Genomic DNA, 21,889 nt, shown 5'->3' with positions numbered 1-21,889 from the left:
GGACAAAATGGTTTTACATTTTGTCACAGCCCCTTTTCCTGGTTCGATCCCTGCTTTGCAGGTCAGCGTATCTTGGCGTGCTCGCGGACGAATGTTTCGATGTTGGCGAGATGCGGGTTCTTGCGGAGCTCGTCTGGTTCATAGGTGATGAGCAGGCTGCCGGTGTTCAGGGCGACTTTGGCATCCGTGACGCCGCTGAATGAACGGACGAACGAGGAGACCTGATCGGCGAGCTTGTCATTGCCGGCGAGCGCGAGGTTGTAGACGCGGATGCGGCCGGGCGCGTAGCTGGCGATATCCGTGCCGGCGAGAAAGGCGTGCAGGGAGATGGACTCTGCCTTGTCGACGGCTTTGCGCGCGGTCTTTCCCGCAAACGCCTTGACATCATGCTCGAGTTTCCCGGCGTGCTGCAGGCCGTGGAGAATGGAGAGCAGGCCCCAGACTGCGCCGAAGGCGACATGGAGTTTCTTCCCCGTGAAGATCGTGGCGATGGTTGCGATGCCGCTGACCGTCAGGGGCAGGCCGAGGGGCAGTCGCTTGAATGATTTGTTCATGCATATTCCTCCTTTGTATTGCATATGAGAATGATTCGCCGTAAAACAGAGAAATCCTCTCAAAACCCCTTTTCATCTGCAAAAAAGTGTGAGAGAATAGGGAAGTATCATCGAATTTTTGTTTATTAGAGGAAGGATTTCAGGAATATGATAGAAGTGCAGCATCTCGTGAAGAGATTCCCGCACAAGGACAAGGCGGGGCGGGCGGCCTTCAAGACGGCCGTCGATGACTTGACGCTCTGCGTCGGGAACGGCGAGATCTTCGGGCTGCTTGGCCCGAACGGCGCGGGCAAGACGACGACGATCCGCATGATGACCATGCAGGCGCGGCCGACGAGCGGCATCATCCTCTACGATGGGCTCGATACGCGCCGGGATGCGCGGCGCATCAAATCGCTTATCGGCGTCGTGCCGCAGCACGTCAACTTCGACCAGGACCTCACGGTCGGCGAGAATCTGGAGCTGCACGCACGGCTGCATCACATGGGAAAAGAAGAGCGCCGCGCGCGCATCGAGGAGCTCCTGCGCTACGTCGAGCTTGCCGATGTCATAAACGACGGCGTCAGGCGTCTCTCGGGCGGGATGAAGCGGCGGCTGCTCATCGTGCGGGCGCTCCTGCACCGGCCGCGCATCCTGTTCCTCGACGAGCCGACGGTGGCGCTCGATCCGCAGGTCCGCCGGCGCATCTGGGCGCTCGTCAAGGATATGGCCAAGGGCGGTGTGACGGTCTTTTTGACGACGCACTACATCGAGGAGGCAGAAGCGCTCTGCGACCGTGTTGCCATCCTCTCGAAGGGCCATCTCATCGACCTCGACACGCCGGCGAATCTGCGCCAGAAGATGGATCTGCCGAATCTCGAGGAAGTCTTCCTCGCGCTGACGGCGGAGGACGGTGCCGCTGGGAAGGGAGGGCGCGTATGAACATCAAGGAGAATCTCTTTGACATTGCGACGGTGTTCTGGCGCGACTGGGTCGTGCTCAAGCGGCGCATGGCGAAGTTCATCCTCTCGCGCATGGTCGCGCCGATGCTCTACCTCGTCGCGTTCGGCTGGGGCCTCGGGCGCAGCATCGAGGTCAGCTCTGGCACCTACCTCGATTTCCTCGTGCCGGGCATCCTCGCGCTCAATTCCATGAACATCAGCTTCAACAGCATCACACCGGTGCACGCGGAGCGCATCTACCACAAGAGCCTCGAGGAGTACATGATCGCGCCAATCTGGCCCGACGCCTTCCTGATCGGTAAGGTGGCGGCCGCTGTCGTGCGCGCACTCATATCGTCGGCCATCATCGTCATCCTCGCGCTGCTCTTCGGTGCGCATTTCCAGATGACACCGCTCTTCCTGCTCGTACTCGTGCTCAACTGCATCGTCTTTGCGGAGATCGGCTTCCTCGCGGCGATGAAGATCCGCACGTATGAGGAGATGGCGCAGGTCAATACCTACATCCTGCTGCCGATGTCCTTCCTCTGCGGCACGTTCTTCACGACGCAGTCGCTGCCGACGGTCGTGCGCTATTTCATCGAGCTGCTGCCGCTCACGCATACGAGCTACCTCCTGCGCGGCATCGGCAGCGGCGCGGAGGTATCGTATCTCTCCATTCTCGTACTGATCGCCTATGCGGCGGGCGGCTGGCTCTGGGGCAGCCGTGCCTTCCGCAGGCTGACCGAATAGATAAAAAGAAAGGAACTGCATCTTGTTCAAGACCATACTCCATCATCACGCCTCGTCGTGCAGCGATTGTACGAAGCTCTGCTGCACGAAGATCGAGGATTTCTCGGTCAAGATCGGCCGCCTGACCATCTTCGACCATGTCAACATCCACATCCATTGCGGCCAGCTCACGGCGCTCATCGGGCCGAATGGCGCGGGCAAGAGCACGCTTTTAAAAGCCATCCTCGGCGAGGTGCCGCATGGAGGGAGTCTCCATTACGTCGACGCGAAGGGCAAGCATACGGGCCATCCCGTCATCGGCTATGTGCCGCAGTACCTGCGCTTCGATGTGAGCTCGCCGACGAGCGTCATGGACATCTTCATGGCCTGCCTGACGCGGCGGCCCGTCTGGCTCTGCTCGGCCAAATCCCTGCGCCCGCGCGTCCTGAGGAGCCTCGAGCGCGTGCGCGCCGCGCACCTCATCGACCGCCGCCTCGGCGCGCTGTCGGGCGGCGAGCTGCAGCGCGTGCTCCTGGCGCTCGCGCTCGACCCGATGCCTGACCTCCTGCTTCTCGACGAGCCTGTCTCAGGCGTCGACCAGAACGGCCTCGAACTCTTCTATGAGATTGTTGCAGATTTGCGCGAGAAGGAGGACATGGCCATCATCTTGATCTCGCACGACCTCAACATGGTGGCCAAGCACGCCGACCAGGTCGTCCTGATGAATAAGGGCGTCGTCATGAGCGGCACGCCGGAAGAGGTCTTTGCCGACCAGCGCACCAAGAAGATCTTTGGCATGCTGGCTGGTGAATCCGCACAGGAAGCGGCGGCGGATATCCCTGCGGGCACGCAGGACACGGCTGGGGATACAGCAGATGAAGCGAGGGGGGCGGATGCATGATGGATACGATTTACAGCTTGATGGATGCGGTCCTGCCGTTTGCATGGCTCGGCAGCAACTTCATGAAGAATGCCTTCCTGGCCGTGCTGCTCGTCACGCCGCTCTTCGGCCTGATCAGCACGATGGTCGTCTCGAACCGCATGGCGTTCTTCTCGGATTCACTCGGCCACGGCGCGTTTACCGGCATCGCCATCGGCGTGCTCCTGGGCTCCGTTTCGCCGCTCTTGTCGCTCGTCGTCTTCTCGGTCGTCTTCGCGCTCTTCATCACCTACATCAAGAACAAGAGCACGGCTTCGACGGATACGATCATCGGCGTGTTCTCAGCAACGGCCATCGCGCTCGGCCTCATGATCATGAGCCACGGCGGCGGCTTCAACAAGTTCTCCTCGTTCCTCATTGGCGACATCCTGTCGATCACGCCGGACGATCTCTCGGCGCTGGCCGTCGTCTTCGTGCTCGGCCTCATCGCCTGGGGGCTGCTCTTCAACCAGCTGCTCGTGCTCTCCATCAATTCGTCATTCGCGCGCAGCCGCGGCATTCCCGCCTTCTGGATCGAGAGCGCCTTTGCCTCGCTGCTCGCCGTCGTCGTCTCCATCAGCATCCAGTGGGTCGGCATCCTGATCATCAACGCGATGCTCGTTCTGCCGGCGGCCGGCGCGCGCAATATCGCCAACAACGTCAAGCAGTACCACCTCTTCTCGGTGCTCATCGCGATGTTCTCGGGCTTTCTCGGCCTGATGCTCGCCTACTACTTCGACATGGCCGCCGGTGCGACGATCGTCGTGATCTCCTCGGTGCTGTTCTTCCTGACGCTCCTGTTGAAGCCGTACTTCAGCTGCTGAAGGTGGATATTATCGGTCCGCTGGGGGCAGACAGGGAGCGGAATCTGTGATAGGATAATAGGTAATGTTCATACGATACAGGAAGGGGCTTTCAGAATTGAAGACGACGATTATCGGCATTGCGGGCGGCACGGGCTCGGGCAAGTCCACATTCACGAACCGGCTCAAGGCGCATTTCGGGGACCGCGTCACGGTCATCTATCACGATGATTACTACAGGGCACATGACGAGATTCCGTTTGAGCAGCGCCAGTACATCAACTACGACCATCCGGACTCTTTGGAGACGGACCTGCTCGTCGCGCATCTCAAGGCGCTGCGTGAGGGAAAGAGCATCGAGTGTCCCGTCTACGACTTTACGCGCCACACGCGCTCTAAGGAGACGAAGGTCATCGAGCCGAGCCAGGTCATCATCGTCGAGGGCATCCTGATCTTCCAGGATGAGCGCCTGCGCAATCTCTTCGACATCAAGATCTTCGTCGAGGCCGATGCCGATGAGCGCATCCTGCGCCGCGTGCTGCGCGATATGAACGAGCGCGGCCGTGACCTCGAGAACATCATCAGCCAGTACTTGACGACGGTCAAGCCGATGCACTATCTCTACGTCGAGCCGACGAAGAATCTCGCCGACATCGTCATCAACAGCGGCCTCAACGATGTGGCCTTCGACATCATGAAGACGAAGATACAGGACATCCTCGAGAACGGGGAGTCCTAATACAAGAAAAGCAGCCTGCCCGCGAGGGAGGCTGCTTTTTGCATCAAAAAACCCGCTCGAAAGAGCGGGCATGATTTCAAGTGGTGCGCTCGGGCAGAGTCGAACTGCCGCTTTCGGCTCCGGAGGCCAACGTCCTATCCACTGGACTACGAGCGCATGTTGTTCACTGGGAACAAAAGATAGTATAGCATGAAACGCACGGGCTTGTCAATTTTGTCTGCTGTGCGTCAGGGATCGGTGCGCATGCCGTGGTTCTTGGCGCGGCTCACTTCGATGAGGTCACAGACGCGGTCTGTCAGCACAGAGAGCACGAGGTAGAGGAGCACGCAGACGGCGAAGATGGCGAACGGTATGGCAGCCACCATGATGACGACCTCCAGGATGTGATAATCCACGCGCAGGCGGATGTACTCGCAAAGGAATGCGACGAGAGTGATGAGCATGTAGCCTTTTGCCCAGTCCATAAGATCTCCTTTCTGCCGGCTCCATAGACGCCGGCCCAAATGAAATGGCGAATTGATGTTCAATTTGAGAATGGTTCCATTATAGCACGGAGCAGGCCAATATCAAGGAGGATTTGGTGCATCTTACAGCAATGCGATGAAGAAAATTCAAGCAAGAAAAAACGCCCCGTCAGTACGAGAAATACGGACGGAGCGCGGTGCAGCGGATTACCGCTTGTGGTTCTTGAGGAAGTTCTCGATGCGCGCGAGCGCCTCGGAGATCTTGTCGATGGATGTCGCGTACGAGCAGCGTACATGGCCCTCGCCGCAGGCACCGAAGGCGGAGCCCGGGATTAGGGCGACGTGCTCGGCCTTGAGGAGTTCTTCGGCGAACTCGTCGGAGGTGTAGCCCGTGCTCGTGATGTCCGGGAAAATGTAGAAGGCGCCCTTCGGCTCGAAGCACGGCAGGCCCATCTTCGTGAAGCCGTCGTAGATCAGGTGGCGGCGGCGGTCGTACTCAGCGACCATCTTCTTCATGTACTTCTCGCCGTGGCGCAGCGCCTCGATGGCCGCAATCTGGGCTGTGATCGGCGCGCAGAGCATCGTGTACTGGTGAATCTTCGTCATGGCGCTGATGAAGGCCTTGTTGCCGAGCGCATAGCCGATGCGCCAGCCCGTCATCGCGTAGGCCTTCGAGAAGCCGTTGAGGAGGATCGTGCGCTCCTGCATGCCGGGCAGGGAGGAGAAGCAGACGTGCTTCTCGCCGCCGTACGTCAGGTCGCCGTAAATCTCGTCGGAGATGACGATGAGGTCGTGCTTCTCGGCAAAGGCCGCGATGGCCAGGAGATCCTTGCGCGTCATGATGGCGCCCGTCGGGTTGTTCGGATAGCCGATGAGCAGCGCCTTCGTCCTGGGGGTCACGTGCTCTTCGAGCTCGTCCGGCGTGATGCGGAACTCGTTCTCGATCTTGGCCGGCACGGCGACGGGCTTGCCGCCCGCGAGGATCGTGCAGGCCTGGTAGGAGACGTAGCACGGCTCAGGGATCAGGACCTCGTCGCCTGGCGCGAGGATGGCGCGCATGACGAGGTCGAGCGCTTCGCTGACACCGACCGTCACGAGGATGTCGGTGTCGGCATCGTATGAGCAGCCGTACTCGTCGGCGTAGTGGCGGGCAATCTCCTCGCGCAGCTCGGGCAGGCCGCGGTTTGCCGTATACGAGGTGTATCCCTGCTCGAGGCCGTAGACGCAGCTCTCGCGGATGGACCAGGGCGTGACGAAGTCTGGCTCGCCGACGCCGAGTGAGATGACGTCTTCCATCTGCGCGGCGATGTCGAAGAACTTGCGGATGCCCGACGGGGCGATGGCATTGACGCGCGGCGAGAGGCGCTCCTGCCAGTCGTTTCTCTTCTCGATCATGGTGTCACCACCAGTCTGCGGTCGCGCTCTTCGTCGTTGATGATGACGCCGTCCTTCTTGTAGGGCTTGAGCATGAAGTGGCTGCGCGTCTGCGTGACGCCCTCAATGGTGGCGAGGCGCGTCGCGACGAAGTTGGCGACATCCTTGAGGGATTTGCCCTCGATGATGACGAGCAGGTCGAAGCTGCCGCTCATGAGGTAGACGGTGCGGACCTCATCGAAGCGGTAGATGCGTTCTGCAATGGCGTCGAAGCCGACCTCGCGCTGCGGCGTCAGGTTGATCTCGATGACGGCCGTCACAGTGTCCGTGCCGAACTTCTCCCAGTTGATCAGCGTGTTGTAGGACAGGATGATCTTGTCCTTCTCCAGCTTCTTGATATCCTGCTCGACTTCGTACTCGCTGCGGTGCAGCATCGAGGCCAGCTCGTTGACAGGACGGCGCGCGTCGTGCTCGAGGAGCTCCAGCAATTCTTTCATGTAAAATCCCCCTTGCTATCTGGAACCTGAGTGAAACATCGTGTGAAATCAATTCGTAGAAATCAGAATAATTATATCATATCTGTACCATGAGGGAAAGCAAGAATGAATCATGAGACAATCCCTTCCACTCGATAGAGACAAATGGAGAATGGCATGCGGTCAAGCGTCTCTTTGCGAAAAGATTAGGAAGCCTTCTTGCAATGGCCGTTCACTTTCGGTACAATAAACCGTAGAAGGGGTCCCATCCGCGAGGTGGCGATCCTTGGACGAAGTGTTCCCGATCTGTTTTGCGTTTGGAGGAAAAAGCACTCATGACGGTAAGAAGAATTTTCGTAGAAAAAAGACAGGGATTCGACATCCCGGCTCAGCAGCTCTGCGACGATCTGAAGGAGACGTTCCATCTCGATGGCCTCGAGGCGGTCCGCATCATCAACCGCTACGACATCGAGGGCCTCAGCGATGAGGAGTACGAGAAGGTCAAGTTTGTCGTCTTTGCGGAAGCACCTGTTGACAAAGTCTATGAAGAGACGCTGCCAGCATTCAAGGATTCCCGCATGTTTGCCGTCGAGTACCTGCCGGGCCAGTACGACCAGACGGCGGATTCTGCAGCGCAGTGCGTTCAGCTCGTCACGCAGAAGGAGCGTCCGCAGATCGCTACGGCACGCGTCATCGTGCTGACGGGAACAGTCGATGACAAGGCGCTGCAGGAGATCAAGGATTACTGCATTAATGCCGTCGAGAGCCGCGAGGCGTCGCTCGAAAAGCCGGAGTCGCTCGACATGGTCACGGAAGAGCCGGCCGATGTCGAGGTGCTGACTTCGTTCAACGCGATGAGCGAAGACGAGCTCCATGCGTTCATGGATGCGCGCGGCTTTGCCATGAGCTTTGAGGACCTCAAGTTCTGCCAGGAGTACTTCCGCGACACGGAACACCGCGCGCCGACGATCACGGAGCTGCGCGTCATCGACACCTACTGGTCGGATCACTGCCGCCACACGACGTTCACGACGGCCATCGACGATATCACGATCGAGGACGGCTACTTCTCTCCGGCACTGACGGCAGCTTACCGCAAGTACAAGGAAGACAGAGACACGCTCTACGGCGAGGATACAGACCGCGCGGTCACGCTCATGGACATCGCCGTCATCGGCGCCAAGGCGCTGCGCAAGGAAGGCCTGCTCGATGACCTCGACAAGTCCGAGGAAATCAATGCCTGCAGCATCGTCGTCAAGGCCGACATCGGCGGCAAGCAGGAAGACTGGCTCGTCATGTTCAAGAACGAGACGCACAACCATCCGACGGAGATCGAGCCGTTCGGCGGCGCGGCGACGTGCCTCGGCGGCGCTATCCGCGATCCGCTCTCGGGCCGTTCGTACGTCTATCAGGCCATGCGCGTGACGGGTGCTGCCGACCCGCGCCGCCCGTTCAGCGAGACGCTGCCGGGCAAGCTGCCGCAGAAGAAGATCACGCTCGGCGCTGCTGCCGGCTACAGCTCCTACGGCAACCAGATCGGCCTCGCCACGGGCCAGGTCCGCGAGGTCTACCATGAGGGCTACATGGCGAAGCGCATGGAGATCGGTGCGGTCATCGCAGCGGCGCCGAAGGAGAATGTCGTGCGCGAGCGCCCGGCAGCCGGCGATATCATCGTGCTCGTCGGCGGCCGCACGGGCCGTGACGGCTGCGGCGGTGCAACGGGTTCGTCGAAGGAGCACACGGAAGAATCGCTGACGACGTGCGGCGCAGAGGTCCAGAAGGGCAATCCGCCGACGGAGCGCAAGATCCAGCGCCTGTTCCGCAACCCGAAGGTCTCCCGCATGATCAAGCGCTGCAATGACTTCGGTGCGGGCGGCGTCGCTGTCGCCATCGGCGAGCTCGCCGACGGCCTCGTCATCGACCTCGATGCCGTCAAGAAAAAGTACAAGGGCCTCGACGGCACGGAGCTTGCTATCTCTGAATCGCAGGAGCGCATGGCCGTCGTGCTCGACCCGAAGGATGTCGAGGCCTTCCAGAAGTTCTCGGATGATGAGAACCTCGAGGCAACGCCTGTTGCCGTCGTCACGGAGCAGCCTCGCCTCATCATGAAGTGGCGCGGCAACGAGATCGTCCAGATGAACCGCGCCTTCCTCGACACGAACGGCGTGCGCCAGCATGTCACGGCCGTCATCGCACAGCCGGACACGGCAAAGCGCTACCTCGCCGAAGTCCCGGCAGCCGTCAAGGCCTGCGGCTCTGACGCGAAGGCCGCGTGGCTTACAAACCTCCAGGACCTCAACGTCTGCAGCCAGAAGGGCCTCGCTGAGCGTTTCGACTCGACGATCGGCGGCAACACGGTCCTCATGCCGTTCGGCGGCAAGACACAGCTGACGCCGGCTGAGGGCATGGTCGCCAAATTGCCGGTGCTCGGCGCAGAGACGACGACGGCGACGGCCATGACGTTCGGCCTCAACCCGGCCTTCACGGAGTGGAGCCCGTTCCACGGCGCCCTCTACTCGGTTGTCGAAGCAGCGGCCAAGATGGTCGCGCTCGGCGGTGACGCCGCGAAGATCCGCCTGACGTTCCAGGAGTACTTCGAGAGTCTCGGCAAGGACCCGGCGAAGTGGGGCAATCCGTTCGCAGCCCTCATCGGCGCTCTCTGGGCACAGCATGAGCTCGGCATCGCGGCCATCGGCGGCAAGGACTCCATGTCCGGCACGTTCGAGCACATCCACGTGCCGCCGACGCTCGCAGCTTTCGCTGTCGACGTCATGAAGGCCGACCGTGCTGTCTCGCCGGAGTTCAAGCAGGCGGGCAGCCGCGTCTACGTCGTGCCGGCCGAGAAGGACGAGCAGGACCTGCCGGTCTTCCCGAAACTGCGCGCAAACTTCGAGAAGATCCGCCAGCTCACGGCAGCGGGCAAGGTGCGCGCTGCGCAGAGCATCGGCGTCGGTGGCATTGCCGCAGCCGTCACAAAGATGGCACTCGGCAACCGCATCGGCTTTGCGTTCGCGAAGGAGATGACGGAAGAGCAGCTCTACTGCGCCGACTATGGCACGATCGTCCTCGAGCTTGCGGACGATGTCGATGTCTCGGCAGCGCTTGCCGAGACGGGCGCCTATGAGCTCGGCCAGACGACGGCAGAGCAGGAAATCCGCGTGAACGGCATCGCCGTCAGCATCAAAGAGGCAGAGAAGGCCTACACGACGCCGCTCGAGAAGATCTTCCCGACGCAGACGAAGAAGGTCAAGGGCGAGGTATCGTATGCCCCGTACACGAAGGGCAACGGCATCACCGCTGCGACAAAGATCGCTCGCCCGCATGTCATCATCCCGGTATTCCCCGGCACGAACTGCGAGTACGATTCGGCCCGTGCCTGGGAGCGCGCCGGCGCTACGGCCGAGACGATCGTCGTGCGCAACCTGACGCCGACGGCTGTCGAGGAGACGGTCGAGGCGCTCGTCAATGGCATCAAGCGCTCGCAGATCATCATGCTGCCGGGCGGCTTCTCCGGCGGCGATGAGCCGGACGGCTCGGGCAAGTTCATCGCGGCGATGTTCCGCAACCCGCGCATCAAGGAAGAGGTCATGGCACTCCTTCAGAAGCGCGACGGCCTGATGCTCGGCATCTGCAACGGCTTCCAGGCGCTCATCAAGCTCGGCCTCGTGCCGTACGGCGAGATCCGCGATCTCTCCGAGAACTCCCCGACGCTGACGCACAACACGATCGGCCGCCATGCTTCCTGCATGGTCGACACGCGCGTCATCTCGAACCTCTCGCCGTGGTTCAACAACGTCAAGGTCGGCGACGTCCACACGATCGCCATCTCGCACGGCGAGGGCCGCTTCGTGGCTGACGCCGAGACGGTCAAGAGACTTCAGGAAAACGGCCAGATCGCGACGCAGTACGTCGATGCAGCCGGCAATCCGTCGCTCGACATCCCGTTCAACCCGAACGGTTCTGTCGATGCCATCGAAGGCATCACGAGCCCGGACGGCCGCGTGCTCGGCAAGATGGGCCATTCGGAGCGCATTGGCGAAGATGTCGCCAAGAACGTCCCGGGCAGCAAGGATCAGCAGCTCTTCGAGGCTGGTGTCCGCTACTACAAATGAGTAGACGCTGCGCCGTCGGCGTGATACAATAAAGAATAATTGACAAATGCGGTCAGTGCCTACTGGCCGCATTCTTACTATCAGGGGGGCATCACTTTGGTTGGTATCGTAATCGTTTCACACAGCCAGAAATTGGCGGAGGGCGTCAAGGAGCTGGCGGAGATGATGGCAAACAACGTGCACATCGAGGCGGCGGGCGGCCTCGATGAAGGACTGCTCGGCACGAGCTACGAGCGCGTCAAGGTCGCCATCGAGGATGTCTGCGGCACGGATGGTGCCGTCGTGCTCATGGACATGGGCTCGGCCGTCATGACGGCCGAGCTCGCGGTCGAGGAGTGCCGCGACGAGGCCGTGCGCCTCGTAGACTGCCCAATCGCCGAGGGCGCCGTGCTCGCGGCTCTCGCTGCGGCGAGCGGGGCAGGCCTTGACGAAGTTGTGCGCAGGGCGGAATCATCTCGCCATATGGAAAAGATCGTCAGGCCGTGAGTCAGTCACAAACTCGATTTGACAAAGTTGATATAATGTATAGCTGTAAGAGTATACGTAACAGATGCCGCGCGCGCTCGGCATCCGTTTCGTTTGGGACCCATCGGCGCGCATCGGGAGGATGAGAATCATCGATTTCCAGGATTTGACGAAAGAAGACAAGCCGGTGCTGGACCGTCATTTTTCCAGCGGCTATTACGAGAATTCCCACTTCAATTTCACGAACTTCTTCATGTGGCGCGAGCCGTACCATGTCAGATGGGCAGAGGATGGCGATGTGCTCTACATGACGTGCGAGTGGGAAGGCGAGCTCATGGCCATCCAGCCGTTCTGTGCAGAGGAGAAGTGGCCTGAGGCGACGGCGAAGATTCTCTCTTATTTTGAAGAACAGGGCCGCCCCGTGCTCTTCACGGGCATCGAGAAGGCCTACGCAGAGTTCCTCGAGCAGTACGACGGTGCCTCTTTTGAGATCGAGGATGACCGCGACAACTGGGATTACGTCTACGAGGCAGAGAAACTCATCAGTCTCTCGGGCCGCAAGCTCCACTCCAAGAAGAACCATCTCAACGCCTTCCGCAAGATGTACCCGCAGGCTGAGTACCTGCCCATCACGGAGGACATCATCACGGCCTGCAAGATCGAGCTCAACAACTGGTACAAGCTGCGCATCCAGGATGAGCCGGACGACCCCTTCATCGGCTGGGAGCGCAAGGCTATCCTCGAAATCTTCAACGACTTCGACTACTTCAAGCTCAAGGGCGGCGCCATCCGCCTCGATGACCGCATCATCGCCTTCACGTTCGGCGAGGCGCTCAATGCCGATACGGCCGTCATCCATGTCGAGAAGGCGGACCCGAATATCCGCGGCGCGTACCCGGCCATCAACCAGGGCTTCGTCGAGCACGCCTGGAGCGCGATGACCTACATCAACCGCGAGGAGGACATGGGCCATGAGGGACTGCGCAAGGCGAAGGAATCGTACAAGCCATTCAAGATGATCGAGAAATTCAACGCACGCCGCAAGTGATCCGCCTTGCAACATGCGTTTGGATTCGCTACAATAAAGGTGTAAGTCTGTAAAAGATCGATTCATCAGGGGAGGTATTTTTATGGCAAAGCGTTTTTTCGTATGTGAGAAATGTGGGAACATCGTCGGGCTCATCAAGGACGCTGGCGGCCCGCTGAGCTGCTGCGGCCAGCCGATGAAGGAACTCATCCCCAATACGGTCGATGCGGCTGCTGAGAAGCACGTGCCGGTCATCACGCTGGACCGCGAGGGCGGTGAGGTCACGGTACAGGTCGGCACGGTCGCACATCCGATGCTGCCGGAGCACTTCATCGAGTGGATCCACCTCGAGACGGAGAACGGCGCACAGATCAAGCACCTCAAACCGGGTGAGACGCCGGAGGCAGTATTCATGCTGGCCGGCGGCGAAAAGCCGGTCGCGGCGTTTGCTTACTGCAACCTCCACGGCCTCTGGAAGGCAGAGTTCCACGAGGACTGAGAACGGAGGTCTGAAGACGGAAGGCACGAAAAAAGAGGAAGGACGTGAGGGTCCTTCCTCTTTTCTATGTCCTGCGTTCCTGCGTCAGCGTGCGCCGCATGTTCCTGTGACAGCATGGCAGTCTTCCTCGCGGTTCGTCAGGCCGAGCTTCGCGATCATGGCCATGTCTTCCTTGATCGTCGTGCCGGAGGTCGTGAGCATGTTGCCCGTGATTGAAGCCGAGGCACCGGCGCAAAAGGCGGTGGCGCCGTTTTTCGGCAGCAGCTTGCGCCCGGCGGCCAGGCGGATGTTGGCTGCTGGATTGATGTAGCGGAAGAAGGCGATCGTGCGCAGGATGTCATCTGCCGGCAACTGCGCGCGGCCTTCCATGCCCGTGCCGGGAATCGGCATCAAGGCGTTGATGGGGATGGACTCGATGCCGAGCTCCGCCAGGGAGAGAGCCATGTCGAGGCGGTCCTCCCATGTCTCGCCCATGCCGATGATGCCGCCGGAGCAGACGCAGAAGCCCTCTTCCTGCGCCATCTTGATGGTCCGGATGCGGTCGTCGTACGTGTGCGTTGTGCAGATCTGTGGGAAGAAGCGGTGGCTCGTCTCGATGTTGTGGTGGTAGCTCGTGACGCCAGCCTCGCGCAGGCGTCTTAGCTGGGCGCGCGTCAGCAGGCCGTGCGATGCGCAGAGGTCGATGTGGAGTGTATCGCGCATGGCCTCATACGTCTCGATGGCCCGGTCGAAGTCGCGTCCTGAGAGCGCCCGGCCGGAGGTCACGATGGCAAAGCGGTTGGCGCCGGCTTCCTCGTTCGCACGCGCGTAGGCGATGATCGTCTCCTTGGGCAGGAAGGCGTATTCTTCGATGCCCGTGTGATGGCAGGCCGCCTGTGCACAGTACTTGCAGTTCTCTCCACAGCGGCCGCTGCGCCCGTTGATGATCGTGCAGAAGTCGATGTGATTGCCGCAGAAGTGATCCTGCAGCAGGCGGGCGCCTTCCTGCAGTTCCGGGAGCGGTGCGGTGAGGAAGATCGAGAGATCGTCTCCACGCTTGATGCGGCGGCCGGCGATAATGCTTTTGGCGAGTTTCAGGCAATTGGATTCGGACATGATAAGACCTCGATTCATATGTGCGTCGTGGTGTGGGATTATGGTCAACATTATAGGATAATATCGGTTAACCGTCAACCTTTAGGATAAGAGTGCTTGACAAAAAGCGGTATTTCATTGACAAATCGGGCAGGTGTTGTAAAATGAAGCTATATTGGAAGTTTTATCTCTATATAGTGGAAAGAAGCAGGTGAAGTATTTCTTTGCAGCAGGCATTGAAAAGACAGATTGTCTTTGAAGACCATAAAGAAGCATACGCACTTCTCGGGGACCGGGATGAGTTTTTGCAGGTGTTCCGCGAGAATTTTGACTGCCAGTTCATCAGCCGCGGCGAGCAGCTCGAGATCCTCGGCGAAGCCGCTGAGGTGAAGATGGCAGCAACGCTCGTCGAAGAGCTCCAGTATCTCTACCGTCAGGGCACGACGATCACGATGCATGAGGTCCGCTACGGCATCGGTCTCGTGCGCGGCGGCAAGGGCGAGGCACTGCACACGCTCTTCGGCGACACGATCCTCGTGACCGCGCGCGGCCGCCACGTACGCCCGAAGACGCTCGGCCAGCGCCTCTATCTCGACACGATCCGCCACAATTCCATCACGTTCGGCATCGGGCCGGCCGGCACGGGCAAGACATACTTGGCTGTCGTCATGGCTGTCGCGGCCCTGCGCAACAAGGAGGTGCGGCGCATCATCCTGACGCGCCCGGCTGTCGAGGCTGGTGAGCGTCTCGGCTTCCTGCCGGGCGACCTGCAGGACAAGGTCGACCCGTACCTGCGCCCGCTCTACGATGCGCTGCAGGACATCCTCGGCCAGGACAGCTACCAGAAGCTCATGGCCAAGGGCATCATCGAAATTGCGCCGCTCGCCTACATGCGCGGCCGCACGCTCGAAGACGCCTTCGTCATTCTCGACGAGGCACAGAACACGACGGACAAGCAGATGAAGATGTTCCTGACGCGCCTCGGCTTCGGCTCGCGCATGGTCGTCACGGGCGACCTCGGCCAGGTCGACCTGCCGCGCGGCGTCGCGTCGGGCCTGCGCGAGGCGAGCCAGGTCTTGAAGGACGTCAAGGGCATCGGCATCGTGCGCATGGCGCCTGTCGATGTCATCCGCCACGATGTCGTCACGCGCATCGTCGAGGCGTACGGTGCCTGGGAAGAGAAAAAGAAGAAAGAGAAGGAGCAGCGAGATAAGCAGCGGGAGGTGCGCGCGAAGTGAATGTCATCATCAGCAATTATCCAGAGGATCTCGAAGTGCCGCAGGAATACGTCGAGAATGTGACGGCGGCGGCCCAGAAGGTCGGCGAGATCTACGGCGTCGAGAACGGCGAGGTCAGCATCACGCTGACGAACAACGATTACATCCACGAGCTCAACCGTCAGTACCGCGGCATCGACCGTCCGACGGATGTCCTCTCGTTTGCGCTCAATGAGAGCGAGGAGCCGGAAGTCACGGGCGGCGCCGACCTCAATGTGCTCGGCGACCTCGTCATCTCGGTGGAGCGCGCCGAGGAGCAGGCCAAGGACTTCGGTCACAGCGTCAAGCGCGAGATGGCCTTCCTGACGGTGCACGGCATGCTGCATCTCCTGGGCTACGACCACATGGAAGAGGAGGAGCGCCTCGAGATGGAGCGGGAGCAGCGCTTCGTCATGGAGAAGCTCGGCATCCCGCGCGAATGACGCGGTAAGCATTGCATAAAGACCAATCGAATAGAAAGAAGTGAAGGTATGGAACAGAACGCAAAACATAGATCGGGCTTCATCGCCGTCATCGGCCGCCCGAACGTCGGCAAGTCGACGCTCATCAACACGCTGATCGGCCAGAAGATCGCCATCATGAGCGACAAGCCGCAGACGACGCAGAACCGCATCCTCTGCATTCTGACGGAACCCGATGCCCAGATTGTCTTCCTCGACACGCCGGGCATCCACAAGCCGAAGCACAAGCTCGGCGAGTACATGGTCAAGGCAGCCGAGGGCACACTCAAGGAAGTCGACGCCATTCTCTTCGTCGTCGATGCGACGGAGAAGATGGGCCCGGGCGAGTACTACATCCTCGAGCGCCTGCAGGCGACGCGCAAGCCCGTCATCCTCGTCGTCAACAAGCTCGACCTCATCGAGAAGGAGCAGGTCCTGCCGATCATCTCGCGCTATGCCGACAAGTACCCGTTCGTCGGTGTCGTGCCGATCTCGGCCAAGGCGGAGACGAATCTCGACTCCCTGCTGACGGAGGTCAAGAAGTACCTGCCGGAGGGCCCGCAGTACTATCCGGAGGACATGGTCACGGACCAGCCGGAGCGCCTCATCGTCGCCGAGCTCATCCGCGAGAAGGTCCTGCAGCTCACGCGTGACGAGGTGCCGCATGCGGTGGCCGTCGAGACGGATGAGATGACGACGCGGCCGAATGGCGATGTCTACATCCGCGCGACGATCTACGTCGAGCGCGATTCGCAGAAGGGCATCATCATCGGTGCCAAGGGCGCAATGCTCAAGGAGATCGGCGCTCTGGCGCGCAAGGACATCGAGGCGCTGCTCGGCTCGCGCGTCTTCCTCGACCTCTGGGTCAAGGTCAAGAAGGACTGGCGCAACCGCGAAGGCGTGCTCCACAACTTCGGCTTCGGGGTGGAATCGTAATGGCAAAAGAGCGCAAGAGCTGTCTGTCGAAGCGCGTCTCGCGCCGCTTCGTCAACGGCCTTATACTGCTCGTGCCGGTCGTCATCACGCTGCTCGTCGTCAGCGAGGTCCTGCACTTCACGGAGGGCGTGCTCGGCAAGCACCTGCCGTTCTACTTCCCGGGGCTCGGCATCATCACAGTGGTGCTCGTCATCTACTTCGTCGGCTGGATCTCGTCGTACTGGATCATGCGCCGCCTGATCCACTACGGCGAAGCGCTGCTCGGCAAGATCCCTGTCGTCAAGTTCATCTACAACAGTGTCAAGCACCTCTCGACGGCCGTCTTTGAGTCGAACAACATGTTCGACCACGTCGTGCTCGTGCCGTTCCACCAGTCGAAGGCGCTCGGCTTCATCATGGCCGATGTGCCGCAGATGCTCAAGGAGAAGCTCGGCGATGATTACGTCTGCGTCTTCGTGCCCTGGAGCCTCAACATGACGTCGGGTACAAACCTCTTCGTGCGCAAGCAAGATGTCATCTACCTCGACATCAGCAGCGAGTCGGCCCTGCAGTACATGCTGACAGCCGGCGCTGTCATGCCGCGGCGCTTGGAAAGCGACGCAGAGATGCAGCCGGATGTGTCGGCAGAGGCGGCAGCCGAGCTCGCCAAAAAGAAGAAGGGCTGACATGGCAATCTATCAGACAGAAGCCGTCGTGCTCGGCTCGAAGAACTGGGGCGATGCCGACAAGATGATGACCTTCTTCACGAAGGAGCGCGGCCTCGTGCGCGCGGCTGCCTTTGGCTGCCGCAGGCCGAGGAGCCCCTTGGCGGGCGGCATGCAGATGTTCTCGCACCTCGATTTGCAGCTCTCGGAGGGCAGGCGCGTCGACACGGTGCGCCAGTGCCTGCTGCGCCGCCATTACAGGAAGCTCAGCGAAGACCTCATGGTGATGGCCTACGGCAGCTTCGTCGCGGAGTTCCTGCGCGAGTTCCTGCCGGAGGGTCAGCCGGAGCCGCAGATGTTCTCGGCACTGCTCGACATCCTCGCGGCCTTTGAGCAGCGCAACCCGCGCATAACGGCCGTAGCGGCTGTCTACCAGCTCATGGAGTTCACGGGCCTCCAGCTGCGCTATGAGAACTGCGTCCACTGCGGCAGGAAGATCGAGGGAGATGCTGCCTTCTCCATGCGCGAGGGCGGCGTGCTCTGCCAGGACTGTGCGACGCCTGACGCGAAGCCCTTTCCCGATGAACTGCGCCGCTTCATCATCGGACTGCGCGACTTCGACTGGCAGGGCGGGGAGTTGCGCCTCTCATCGTCCCTGCTCGTTGCAGCGGAAGAGGTCCTGCTCACTTACCTGCAGGACCTCTTAGGCCGGCCACTGAAGTCGCTGGCCTTCATCCAGCAGCTCAGCATGACAGGATGAGACAACAAAAAAACGCTCACATCTCTTGGATGTGAGCGTTTTTTTATGCCGTATGATGGCCGCTCAGCCGAGCGTCTTGCCGGAAAGCGCTGTCTCCATGAAGGTCTGCTGGGCGCCGATCGGCGTCATGCCCTGGCGGCACGAGGCGCGGACGTACGAGCCGTCGGAGCGCATGAGGTAAGCCTTCGTGTTGTCCTTAAGGTATGTCTGCAGGATGGCGTGCAGGCGGTTCTTGTGGTCCTGCTCGCGGATCGGGATCATGAGCTCGACGCGGTTGTTGAGGTTGCGCGGCATCCAGTCGGCTGACGAGATGAAGACATCTTCGCGTCCGCCGTTGTAGCAGTAGAGGATGCGGCTGTGCTCGAGGAAGCGGCCGACGATGCTGCGCACGTGGATGTTCTCGCTGACCTCCGGCAGGCCCGGGCGCAGGACACAGATGCCGCGGACGATGAGGTCGATCTTGACGCCGGCGGCCGATGCCTCGTAGAGCTTGGCGATGATCAGGCGGTCTAGGAGAGAGTTCATCTTGGCGGCGATGTAGGCGCGCTCGCCGCGCTTGGCGTGCTCGATCTCCTGGTCGATCTCTGCCATGATCGTCTCGCGCAGGTTGAGCGGTGCGACGATGAGCTTGTTCCAGGCCGGCGGGTCAGAGAAGCCGGAGAGGAAGTTGAAGAAGCGGGAACCGTCGGCACCGATCTCGTTGTCGGCCGTCATCAGGCCGATATCCGTGTAGATCTTGGCTGTCGAACCGTTGTAGTTGCCCGTCGCGAGATGGCAGTAGCGGCGGATGCCGTCTTCCTCGCGGCGCACGACCATCGTGATCTTGGAGTGCGTCTTGAGGCCGAGGATGCCGTAGATGACGTGGCAGCCGGCTTCCTCGAGGCGGCGCGCCATGATGATGTTGTTCTCCTCGTCGAAGCGCGCCTTGACCTCCATGAGCACCGTGACCTGCTTGCCGTTGCGGGCAGCGTCGGCGAGCGCCGAGATGATTGGCGACTTGCTCGAGACGCGGTAGAGCGTCTGCTTGATGGCGAGTACGGCATCGTCATCGGCGGCCGTGCGGATGAAGTTCTCGACCGTCGCGAACGTCTCGTACGGATGGTGGACGAGCACGTCCTTCTCGCGGATGGCCTTCCAGATGTCCTTCGTCTTGCGCGCGGCAAGCTCGACCGACGGCTGCGGCACGAAGGGCTCGTAGCGCAGCGCATCGTAGCCGCTGAGGTTGGCGAACGACGAGAAGAAGGCGCCGCCGAGCGGCCCGTCAATCGTGTAGATGTCGAGCTCGTCGAGCTCGAGCTCCTTCTGGAGCGTCTTGCGCGTCTCCTTCGAGCACGATTTGGCGATCTCGAGGCGCACGGCCGCGCCCTTGCGCCGCTTCTCGAGGGATTTCTCGACTTCGAGCAGCAGGTCGTCGACGTCCTCGCGGATGTCGAGGTCGGCGTCGCGCGTGATGCGGAACGGCGTCGTCTCGAGGATCTCGTAGCCGGTGAAGAAGCGCTCGGCGAAGTAGCTCAGGATGTCCTCAAGGTAGAGGTAGTGCTGGAGCTCCGGTACCTTGATGAGGCGGCCGAGGACGGATACCGGCACGGGCAGGATGGCGAGGCGGATTTCCTTGTCCTCGGGGCGCTTGAGGTGGACGGCGAGGTTGAGGCTCTTGCTCGTCAGGAAGGGGAAGGGGTGCGACGGGTCGATGCCCATCGGCGTGACGACCGGGAAGATCTCGCGCTCAAAGAATTCCGTCAGCCAGCGGTCCTGCTGTGCATCGAGATCTTCCGGGCGGACGAAGCGGATGCCGTGCTCTTTGAGCTCGGCGAGCGTCGCCTTGAGGCAGCGGTCGATGTCGTGCATCTGCTCGTGGGCGATGCGGCTGACGGCGTCCATCTGGCCCTGCGGCGTCAGGCCGCTGATGTCGTGGTGCTTGACGCCGCTCTCGATGAGGTGCTTGAGTCCGGCGACGCGGATCATGAAGAACTCATCGAGGTTGGAGCAGCTGATGGCGATGAAGCGTAGGCGCTCGAGCAGGGGGTTGTCCTTGCTCGTCGATTCGCGCAGCACGCGCTGGTTGAAGCTCAGCCAGGTGCACTCGCGGTTCAGGTAGTATTGACGGTCATTGAAGTCCATATCATTTCCTCCTTAAGACAGGCTCGATGCCGAAGATTTCGCGGAAGAGCGTCGAGGCCTGTGCGAAGCTCCAGCGAATCAGAGAGATGTCGTACTCTGAGGTGTAATTGACGTATAATTTTTCCTTGACGAGGCGCACGGCGAGGCTCTGGATGCGCCCACTATGGCCCTGGTCGAGGGCATCGGCGAGGCGCAGGATCGCGCAGCACTTGTCGGCGACAATCTTCTGCTCCTGCGTCAGGCGCTGATAGTGCATGTCCTTCTTGCCGGGATTGTCGCGGTGGTAGTAATAGCTGATGCAGGCGATGACTTCCTTCTCGGCATCGGTGATGCCGAAGATGTCGGTGCCCATGATGATCTGCCACGAGTGCAGTGGATAATTGCGCAGGTTGACGAACTTGCCCGTCTCGTGCAGGAGCGCGCTCATGCGCAGCAGCAGGCGATGGCGCGTCGAGAGTCCGTGCACGCGGCGCAGGCCGTCGAAGAGCTTCGTCGCGTACTCGTCGATGCGGCTGATGTGCGGCAGGTTGCAGTTGTAGCGCATGGCCGTGCTGCGCGCGAGGTCCAGGAGCAGGTCGGCCTGCTCTGAGATCGCCTTCGGGCTGATGCGTTGCGCGCCGCACCAGGCTGCATAGCCGTAGAGGAAGGTCGTGTTCATGACGAGGATCGTGTCGATGTGGAGCGTGCGCACGACTTCCTCGTAGAGCAGCAGCGTAGGCAGCAACAGCTGGGCGCGCCGCTCGCTGATCTCGAAGGCCTGCATGAGCTTGTGGGTCGTCAGCGGCATCAGCGACTCCGTGATCTCCAGGAATTTCTCGGGATCGATGACGGCGGGATACTGCGTCGTGCCCGGTGCACCTCCGGAGAGCTGCGAGACGAGGATGCGCGCCTCGAAGCCCGTGAGCACGAGTGTGTGGATGTCCGCGTGCTCGATGCGGGGCCAGAGCGAGGACAGCGAGGCGTGCAGATAGTCGCGCACGGCCGCGGGGAACATGACGCTGACGCGCTCTTCCTCGGTAAAGTGCTCGAGGACGCTGAGGCGCCCGCCCGTGACATTTGTCTGGAAGAGCAGCGTGCTGTCCTGCCAGCCCGTGAAGCCGAGGCCGCCCGAGGTGACGTCGAGCAGCAGCGTCGGCTTCGTGCCGACATGCTCGTCCTCTTTCAGGAAGTGGTGCAGCGCGAAGAACTTGTAGTAGACTTCCTCCGTCATGTCGGCGACGTGGAAGCGGAAGCCCGTGCGCATGTATAAGAGGTCGAGGATGCCCAGGCGGTTCTCGGCCTCGCGGATGACTGTCGTGGCGATCGGGTAGACCTCATCGACGCGGTAGTCGAGCAGGAGTTGACGGAATCCCTGCAGGATGTGGCAGAGTTCATGGATGGAGGCAAAGGAGAGGTGGTGCGTGCGGAAGACTTCCTCACCGAGAGGGATCTCTTTGTTTGCCGATTCGATGATCTCGATGTTGGTCGGAGAGTGATAATTCACGATGGCCATACTCGTGTGGATGGAGCCGATGTGAATGATGCCGAATGTGGCTGTTTTCTTCATAGATAACATC

Annotated in this window: 21 protein-coding genes and 1 tRNA gene; 14 read left to right on the top strand and 8 right to left on the bottom strand. The window is 60.8% G+C overall.

The features are described from left to right. Nucleotides 1-62: 62 nt before the first annotated feature. Nucleotides 63-554: an HMA2 domain-containing protein gene (locus T518_RS11815; RefSeq protein ID WP_051652117.1), complete on the bottom strand. Its 492-nt coding sequence runs from the start codon at nucleotides 552-554 to the stop codon at nucleotides 63-65. A gap of 147 nt (nucleotides 555-701) precedes the next feature. On the opposite strand from T518_RS11815, the gene T518_RS00525 reads away from it, so the two are divergent. The 5 genes from T518_RS00525 to udk all read left to right on the top strand — a co-directional run bounded on the left by T518_RS00525 (nucleotide 702) and on the right by udk (nucleotide 4,664). After that, nucleotides 702-1,475: an ABC transporter ATP-binding protein gene (locus T518_RS00525; RefSeq protein ID WP_036373622.1), complete on the top strand. Its 774-nt coding sequence runs from the start codon at nucleotides 702-704 to the stop codon at nucleotides 1,473-1,475. After that, nucleotides 1,472-2,224: an ABC transporter permease gene (locus tag T518_RS00520; protein WP_036373619.1), complete on the top strand. Its 753-nt coding sequence runs from the start codon at nucleotides 1,472-1,474 to the stop codon at nucleotides 2,222-2,224. The genes T518_RS00525 and T518_RS00520 overlap by 4 nt, the downstream gene beginning before the upstream one ends. A 22-nt stretch (nucleotides 2,225-2,246) precedes the next feature. Then, nucleotides 2,247-3,104: a metal ABC transporter ATP-binding protein gene (locus tag T518_RS00515; protein WP_036373617.1), complete on the top strand. Its 858-nt coding sequence runs from the start codon at nucleotides 2,247-2,249 to the stop codon at nucleotides 3,102-3,104. Beyond that, complete coding sequence (locus tag T518_RS00510) at nucleotides 3,104-3,946, top strand: metal ABC transporter permease (RefSeq protein ID WP_036374416.1); 843 nt, start codon at nucleotides 3,104-3,106, stop codon at nucleotides 3,944-3,946. The genes T518_RS00515 and T518_RS00510 overlap by 1 nt, the downstream gene beginning before the upstream one ends. Before the next feature lie 97 nt (nucleotides 3,947-4,043). Then, on the top strand, nucleotides 4,044-4,664 hold the full coding sequence (gene udk / locus T518_RS00505) for a uridine kinase (protein WP_036373614.1): 621 nt from the start codon (nucleotides 4,044-4,046) through the stop codon (nucleotides 4,662-4,664). Between the two features lie 81 nt (nucleotides 4,665-4,745). On the opposite strand, the gene T518_RS00500 is transcribed toward udk, so the two are convergent. The 4 genes from T518_RS00500 to T518_RS00485 form a co-directional block, all read right to left on the bottom strand. Continuing rightward, a tRNA-Arg gene (locus T518_RS00500) sits at nucleotides 4,746-4,820 on the bottom strand. A 71-nt stretch (nucleotides 4,821-4,891) separates the two neighbouring features. Next, complete coding sequence (locus tag T518_RS00495) at nucleotides 4,892-5,128, bottom strand: hypothetical protein (RefSeq protein WP_036373611.1); 237 nt, start codon at nucleotides 5,126-5,128, stop codon at nucleotides 4,892-4,894. 207 nt (nucleotides 5,129-5,335) lie between these two features. Continuing rightward, nucleotides 5,336-6,523, bottom strand: coding sequence for a pyridoxal phosphate-dependent aminotransferase (locus T518_RS00490; protein ID WP_036373608.1), 1,188 nt, complete (start codon nucleotides 6,521-6,523; stop codon nucleotides 5,336-5,338). Continuing rightward, a complete protein-coding gene (locus T518_RS00485; RefSeq protein WP_036373605.1) occupies nucleotides 6,520-6,999 on the bottom strand; it encodes an Lrp/AsnC family transcriptional regulator in 480 nt (159 codons plus the stop codon). Before T518_RS00485 ends, T518_RS00490 begins: the two co-directional genes overlap by 4 nt. Before the next feature lie 314 nt (nucleotides 7,000-7,313). On the opposite strand from T518_RS00485, the gene T518_RS00480 reads away from it, so the two are divergent. From T518_RS00480 to T518_RS00465, 4 genes are all read left to right on the top strand, one after another. Next, nucleotides 7,314-11,090: a phosphoribosylformylglycinamidine synthase gene (locus T518_RS00480; protein WP_036373601.1), complete on the top strand. Its 3,777-nt coding sequence runs from the start codon at nucleotides 7,314-7,316 to the stop codon at nucleotides 11,088-11,090. A 96-nt stretch (nucleotides 11,091-11,186) separates the two neighbouring features. Beyond that, nucleotides 11,187-11,576, top strand: coding sequence for a dihydroxyacetone kinase phosphoryl donor subunit DhaM (dhaM, locus tag T518_RS00475; protein WP_036373598.1), 390 nt, complete (start codon nucleotides 11,187-11,189; stop codon nucleotides 11,574-11,576). A 121-nt stretch (nucleotides 11,577-11,697) separates the two neighbouring features. Next, the gene (locus T518_RS00470; RefSeq protein ID WP_036374413.1) at nucleotides 11,698-12,603 is read left to right on the top strand and encodes a DUF2156 domain-containing protein; all 906 of its coding nucleotides are present in this window, start codon (nucleotides 11,698-11,700) and stop codon (nucleotides 12,601-12,603) included. An 82-nt stretch (nucleotides 12,604-12,685) separates the two neighbouring features. Beyond that, on the top strand, nucleotides 12,686-13,081 hold the full coding sequence (locus T518_RS00465) for a desulfoferrodoxin family protein (protein ID WP_036373597.1): 396 nt from the start codon (nucleotides 12,686-12,688) through the stop codon (nucleotides 13,079-13,081). Nucleotides 13,082-13,165: 84 nt separating this feature from the next. Here the strand turns inward: T518_RS00465 and bioB are convergent, their stop codons facing one another. Continuing rightward, entirely contained in the window at nucleotides 13,166-14,176 is a 1,011-nt protein-coding gene (bioB, locus tag T518_RS00460; protein WP_036373594.1) for a biotin synthase BioB, read from the bottom strand. 203 nt (nucleotides 14,177-14,379) lie between these two features. On the opposite strand from bioB, the gene T518_RS00455 reads away from it, so the two are divergent. The 5 genes from T518_RS00455 to recO are packed head-to-tail and all read left to right on the top strand — an operon-like array spanning nucleotide 14,380 to nucleotide 18,212. Continuing rightward, nucleotides 14,380-15,393 carry a PhoH family protein gene (locus tag T518_RS00455; RefSeq protein ID WP_036373592.1) on the top strand — a complete coding sequence of 338 codons (1,014 nt, stop codon included), beginning with the start codon at nucleotides 14,380-14,382 and terminating at the stop codon, nucleotides 15,391-15,393. Beyond that, a complete protein-coding gene (ybeY, locus tag T518_RS00450; protein ID WP_036373589.1) occupies nucleotides 15,390-15,854 on the top strand; it encodes an rRNA maturation RNase YbeY in 465 nt (154 codons plus the stop codon). Before T518_RS00455 ends, ybeY begins: the two co-directional genes overlap by 4 nt. Before the next feature lie 48 nt (nucleotides 15,855-15,902). Continuing rightward, nucleotides 15,903-16,808, top strand: coding sequence for a GTPase Era (era, locus tag T518_RS00445; protein ID WP_036373586.1), 906 nt, complete (start codon nucleotides 15,903-15,905; stop codon nucleotides 16,806-16,808). Continuing rightward, complete coding sequence (locus T518_RS00440) at nucleotides 16,808-17,473, top strand: DUF502 domain-containing protein (RefSeq protein ID WP_036373582.1); 666 nt, start codon at nucleotides 16,808-16,810, stop codon at nucleotides 17,471-17,473. Before era ends, T518_RS00440 begins: the two co-directional genes overlap by 1 nt. A gap of 1 nt (nucleotide 17,474) precedes the next feature. Further along, complete coding sequence (gene recO, locus T518_RS00435) at nucleotides 17,475-18,212, top strand: DNA repair protein RecO (protein WP_036373580.1); 738 nt, start codon at nucleotides 17,475-17,477, stop codon at nucleotides 18,210-18,212. A gap of 63 nt (nucleotides 18,213-18,275) precedes the next feature. Here recO and ppk1 read toward each other — a convergent pair whose 3' ends face one another. Together ppk1 and T518_RS00425 are read right to left on the bottom strand one after the other, a co-directional pair. Then, entirely contained in the window at nucleotides 18,276-20,333 is a 2,058-nt protein-coding gene (gene ppk1, locus T518_RS00430) for a polyphosphate kinase 1 (protein WP_036373577.1), read from the bottom strand. Nucleotide 20,334: 1 nt separating this feature from the next. Beyond that, entirely contained in the window at nucleotides 20,335-21,879 is a 1,545-nt protein-coding gene (locus tag T518_RS00425) for a Ppx/GppA phosphatase family protein (RefSeq protein WP_036373574.1), read from the bottom strand. Nucleotides 21,880-21,889: the final 10 nt, after the last annotated feature.

Origin of the sequence: Mitsuokella jalaludinii DSM 13811, assembly GCF_000702905.1 — a bacterium.
GTDB lineage: Bacteria > Bacillota > Negativicutes > Selenomonadales > Selenomonadaceae > Mitsuokella > Mitsuokella jalaludinii.
Note: the sequence above shows the minus strand (reverse complement) of the source record. Positions and strands in the feature narration are given on the sequence as shown.

What these genes read in the sequence shown, in the direction of transcription:
- T518_RS11815 (WP_051652117.1), bottom strand. Translation starts at nt 554, where the DNA reads ATGAACAAATCATTCAAGCGACTGCCCCTCGGCCTGCCCCTGACGGTC.
- T518_RS00525 (WP_036373622.1), top strand. Translation starts at nt 702, where the DNA reads ATGATAGAAGTGCAGCATCTCGTGAAGAGATTCCCGCACAAGGACAAG.
- T518_RS00520 (WP_036373619.1), top strand. Translation starts at nt 1,472, where the DNA reads ATGAACATCAAGGAGAATCTCTTTGACATTGCGACGGTGTTCTGGCGC.
- T518_RS00510 (WP_036374416.1), top strand. Translation starts at nt 3,104, where the DNA reads ATGGATACGATTTACAGCTTGATGGATGCGGTCCTGCCGTTTGCATGG.
- T518_RS00495 (WP_036373611.1), bottom strand. Translation starts at nt 5,128, where the DNA reads ATGGACTGGGCAAAAGGCTACATGCTCATCACTCTCGTCGCATTCCTT.
- T518_RS00490 (WP_036373608.1), bottom strand. Translation starts at nt 6,523, where the DNA reads ATGATCGAGAAGAGAAACGACTGGCAGGAGCGCCTCTCGCCGCGCGTC.
- T518_RS00485 (WP_036373605.1), bottom strand. Translation starts at nt 6,999, where the DNA reads ATGAAAGAATTGCTGGAGCTCCTCGAGCACGACGCGCGCCGTCCTGTC.
- T518_RS00480 (WP_036373601.1), top strand. Translation starts at nt 7,314, where the DNA reads ATGACGGTAAGAAGAATTTTCGTAGAAAAAAGACAGGGATTCGACATC.
- T518_RS00470 (WP_036374413.1), top strand. Translation starts at nt 11,698, where the DNA reads ATGAGAATCATCGATTTCCAGGATTTGACGAAAGAAGACAAGCCGGTG.
- T518_RS00465 (WP_036373597.1), top strand. Translation starts at nt 12,686, where the DNA reads ATGGCAAAGCGTTTTTTCGTATGTGAGAAATGTGGGAACATCGTCGGG.
- bioB (WP_036373594.1), bottom strand. Translation starts at nt 14,176, where the DNA reads ATGTCCGAATCCAATTGCCTGAAACTCGCCAAAAGCATTATCGCCGGC.
- era (WP_036373586.1), top strand. Translation starts at nt 15,903, where the DNA reads ATGGAACAGAACGCAAAACATAGATCGGGCTTCATCGCCGTCATCGGC.
- T518_RS00440 (WP_036373582.1), top strand. Translation starts at nt 16,808, where the DNA reads ATGGCAAAAGAGCGCAAGAGCTGTCTGTCGAAGCGCGTCTCGCGCCGC.
- recO (WP_036373580.1), top strand. Translation starts at nt 17,475, where the DNA reads ATGGCAATCTATCAGACAGAAGCCGTCGTGCTCGGCTCGAAGAACTGG.
- ppk1 (WP_036373577.1), bottom strand. Translation starts at nt 20,333, where the DNA reads ATGGACTTCAATGACCGTCAATACTACCTGAACCGCGAGTGCACCTGG.
- T518_RS00425 (WP_036373574.1), bottom strand. Translation starts at nt 21,879, where the DNA reads ATGAAGAAAACAGCCACATTCGGCATCATTCACATCGGCTCCATCCAC.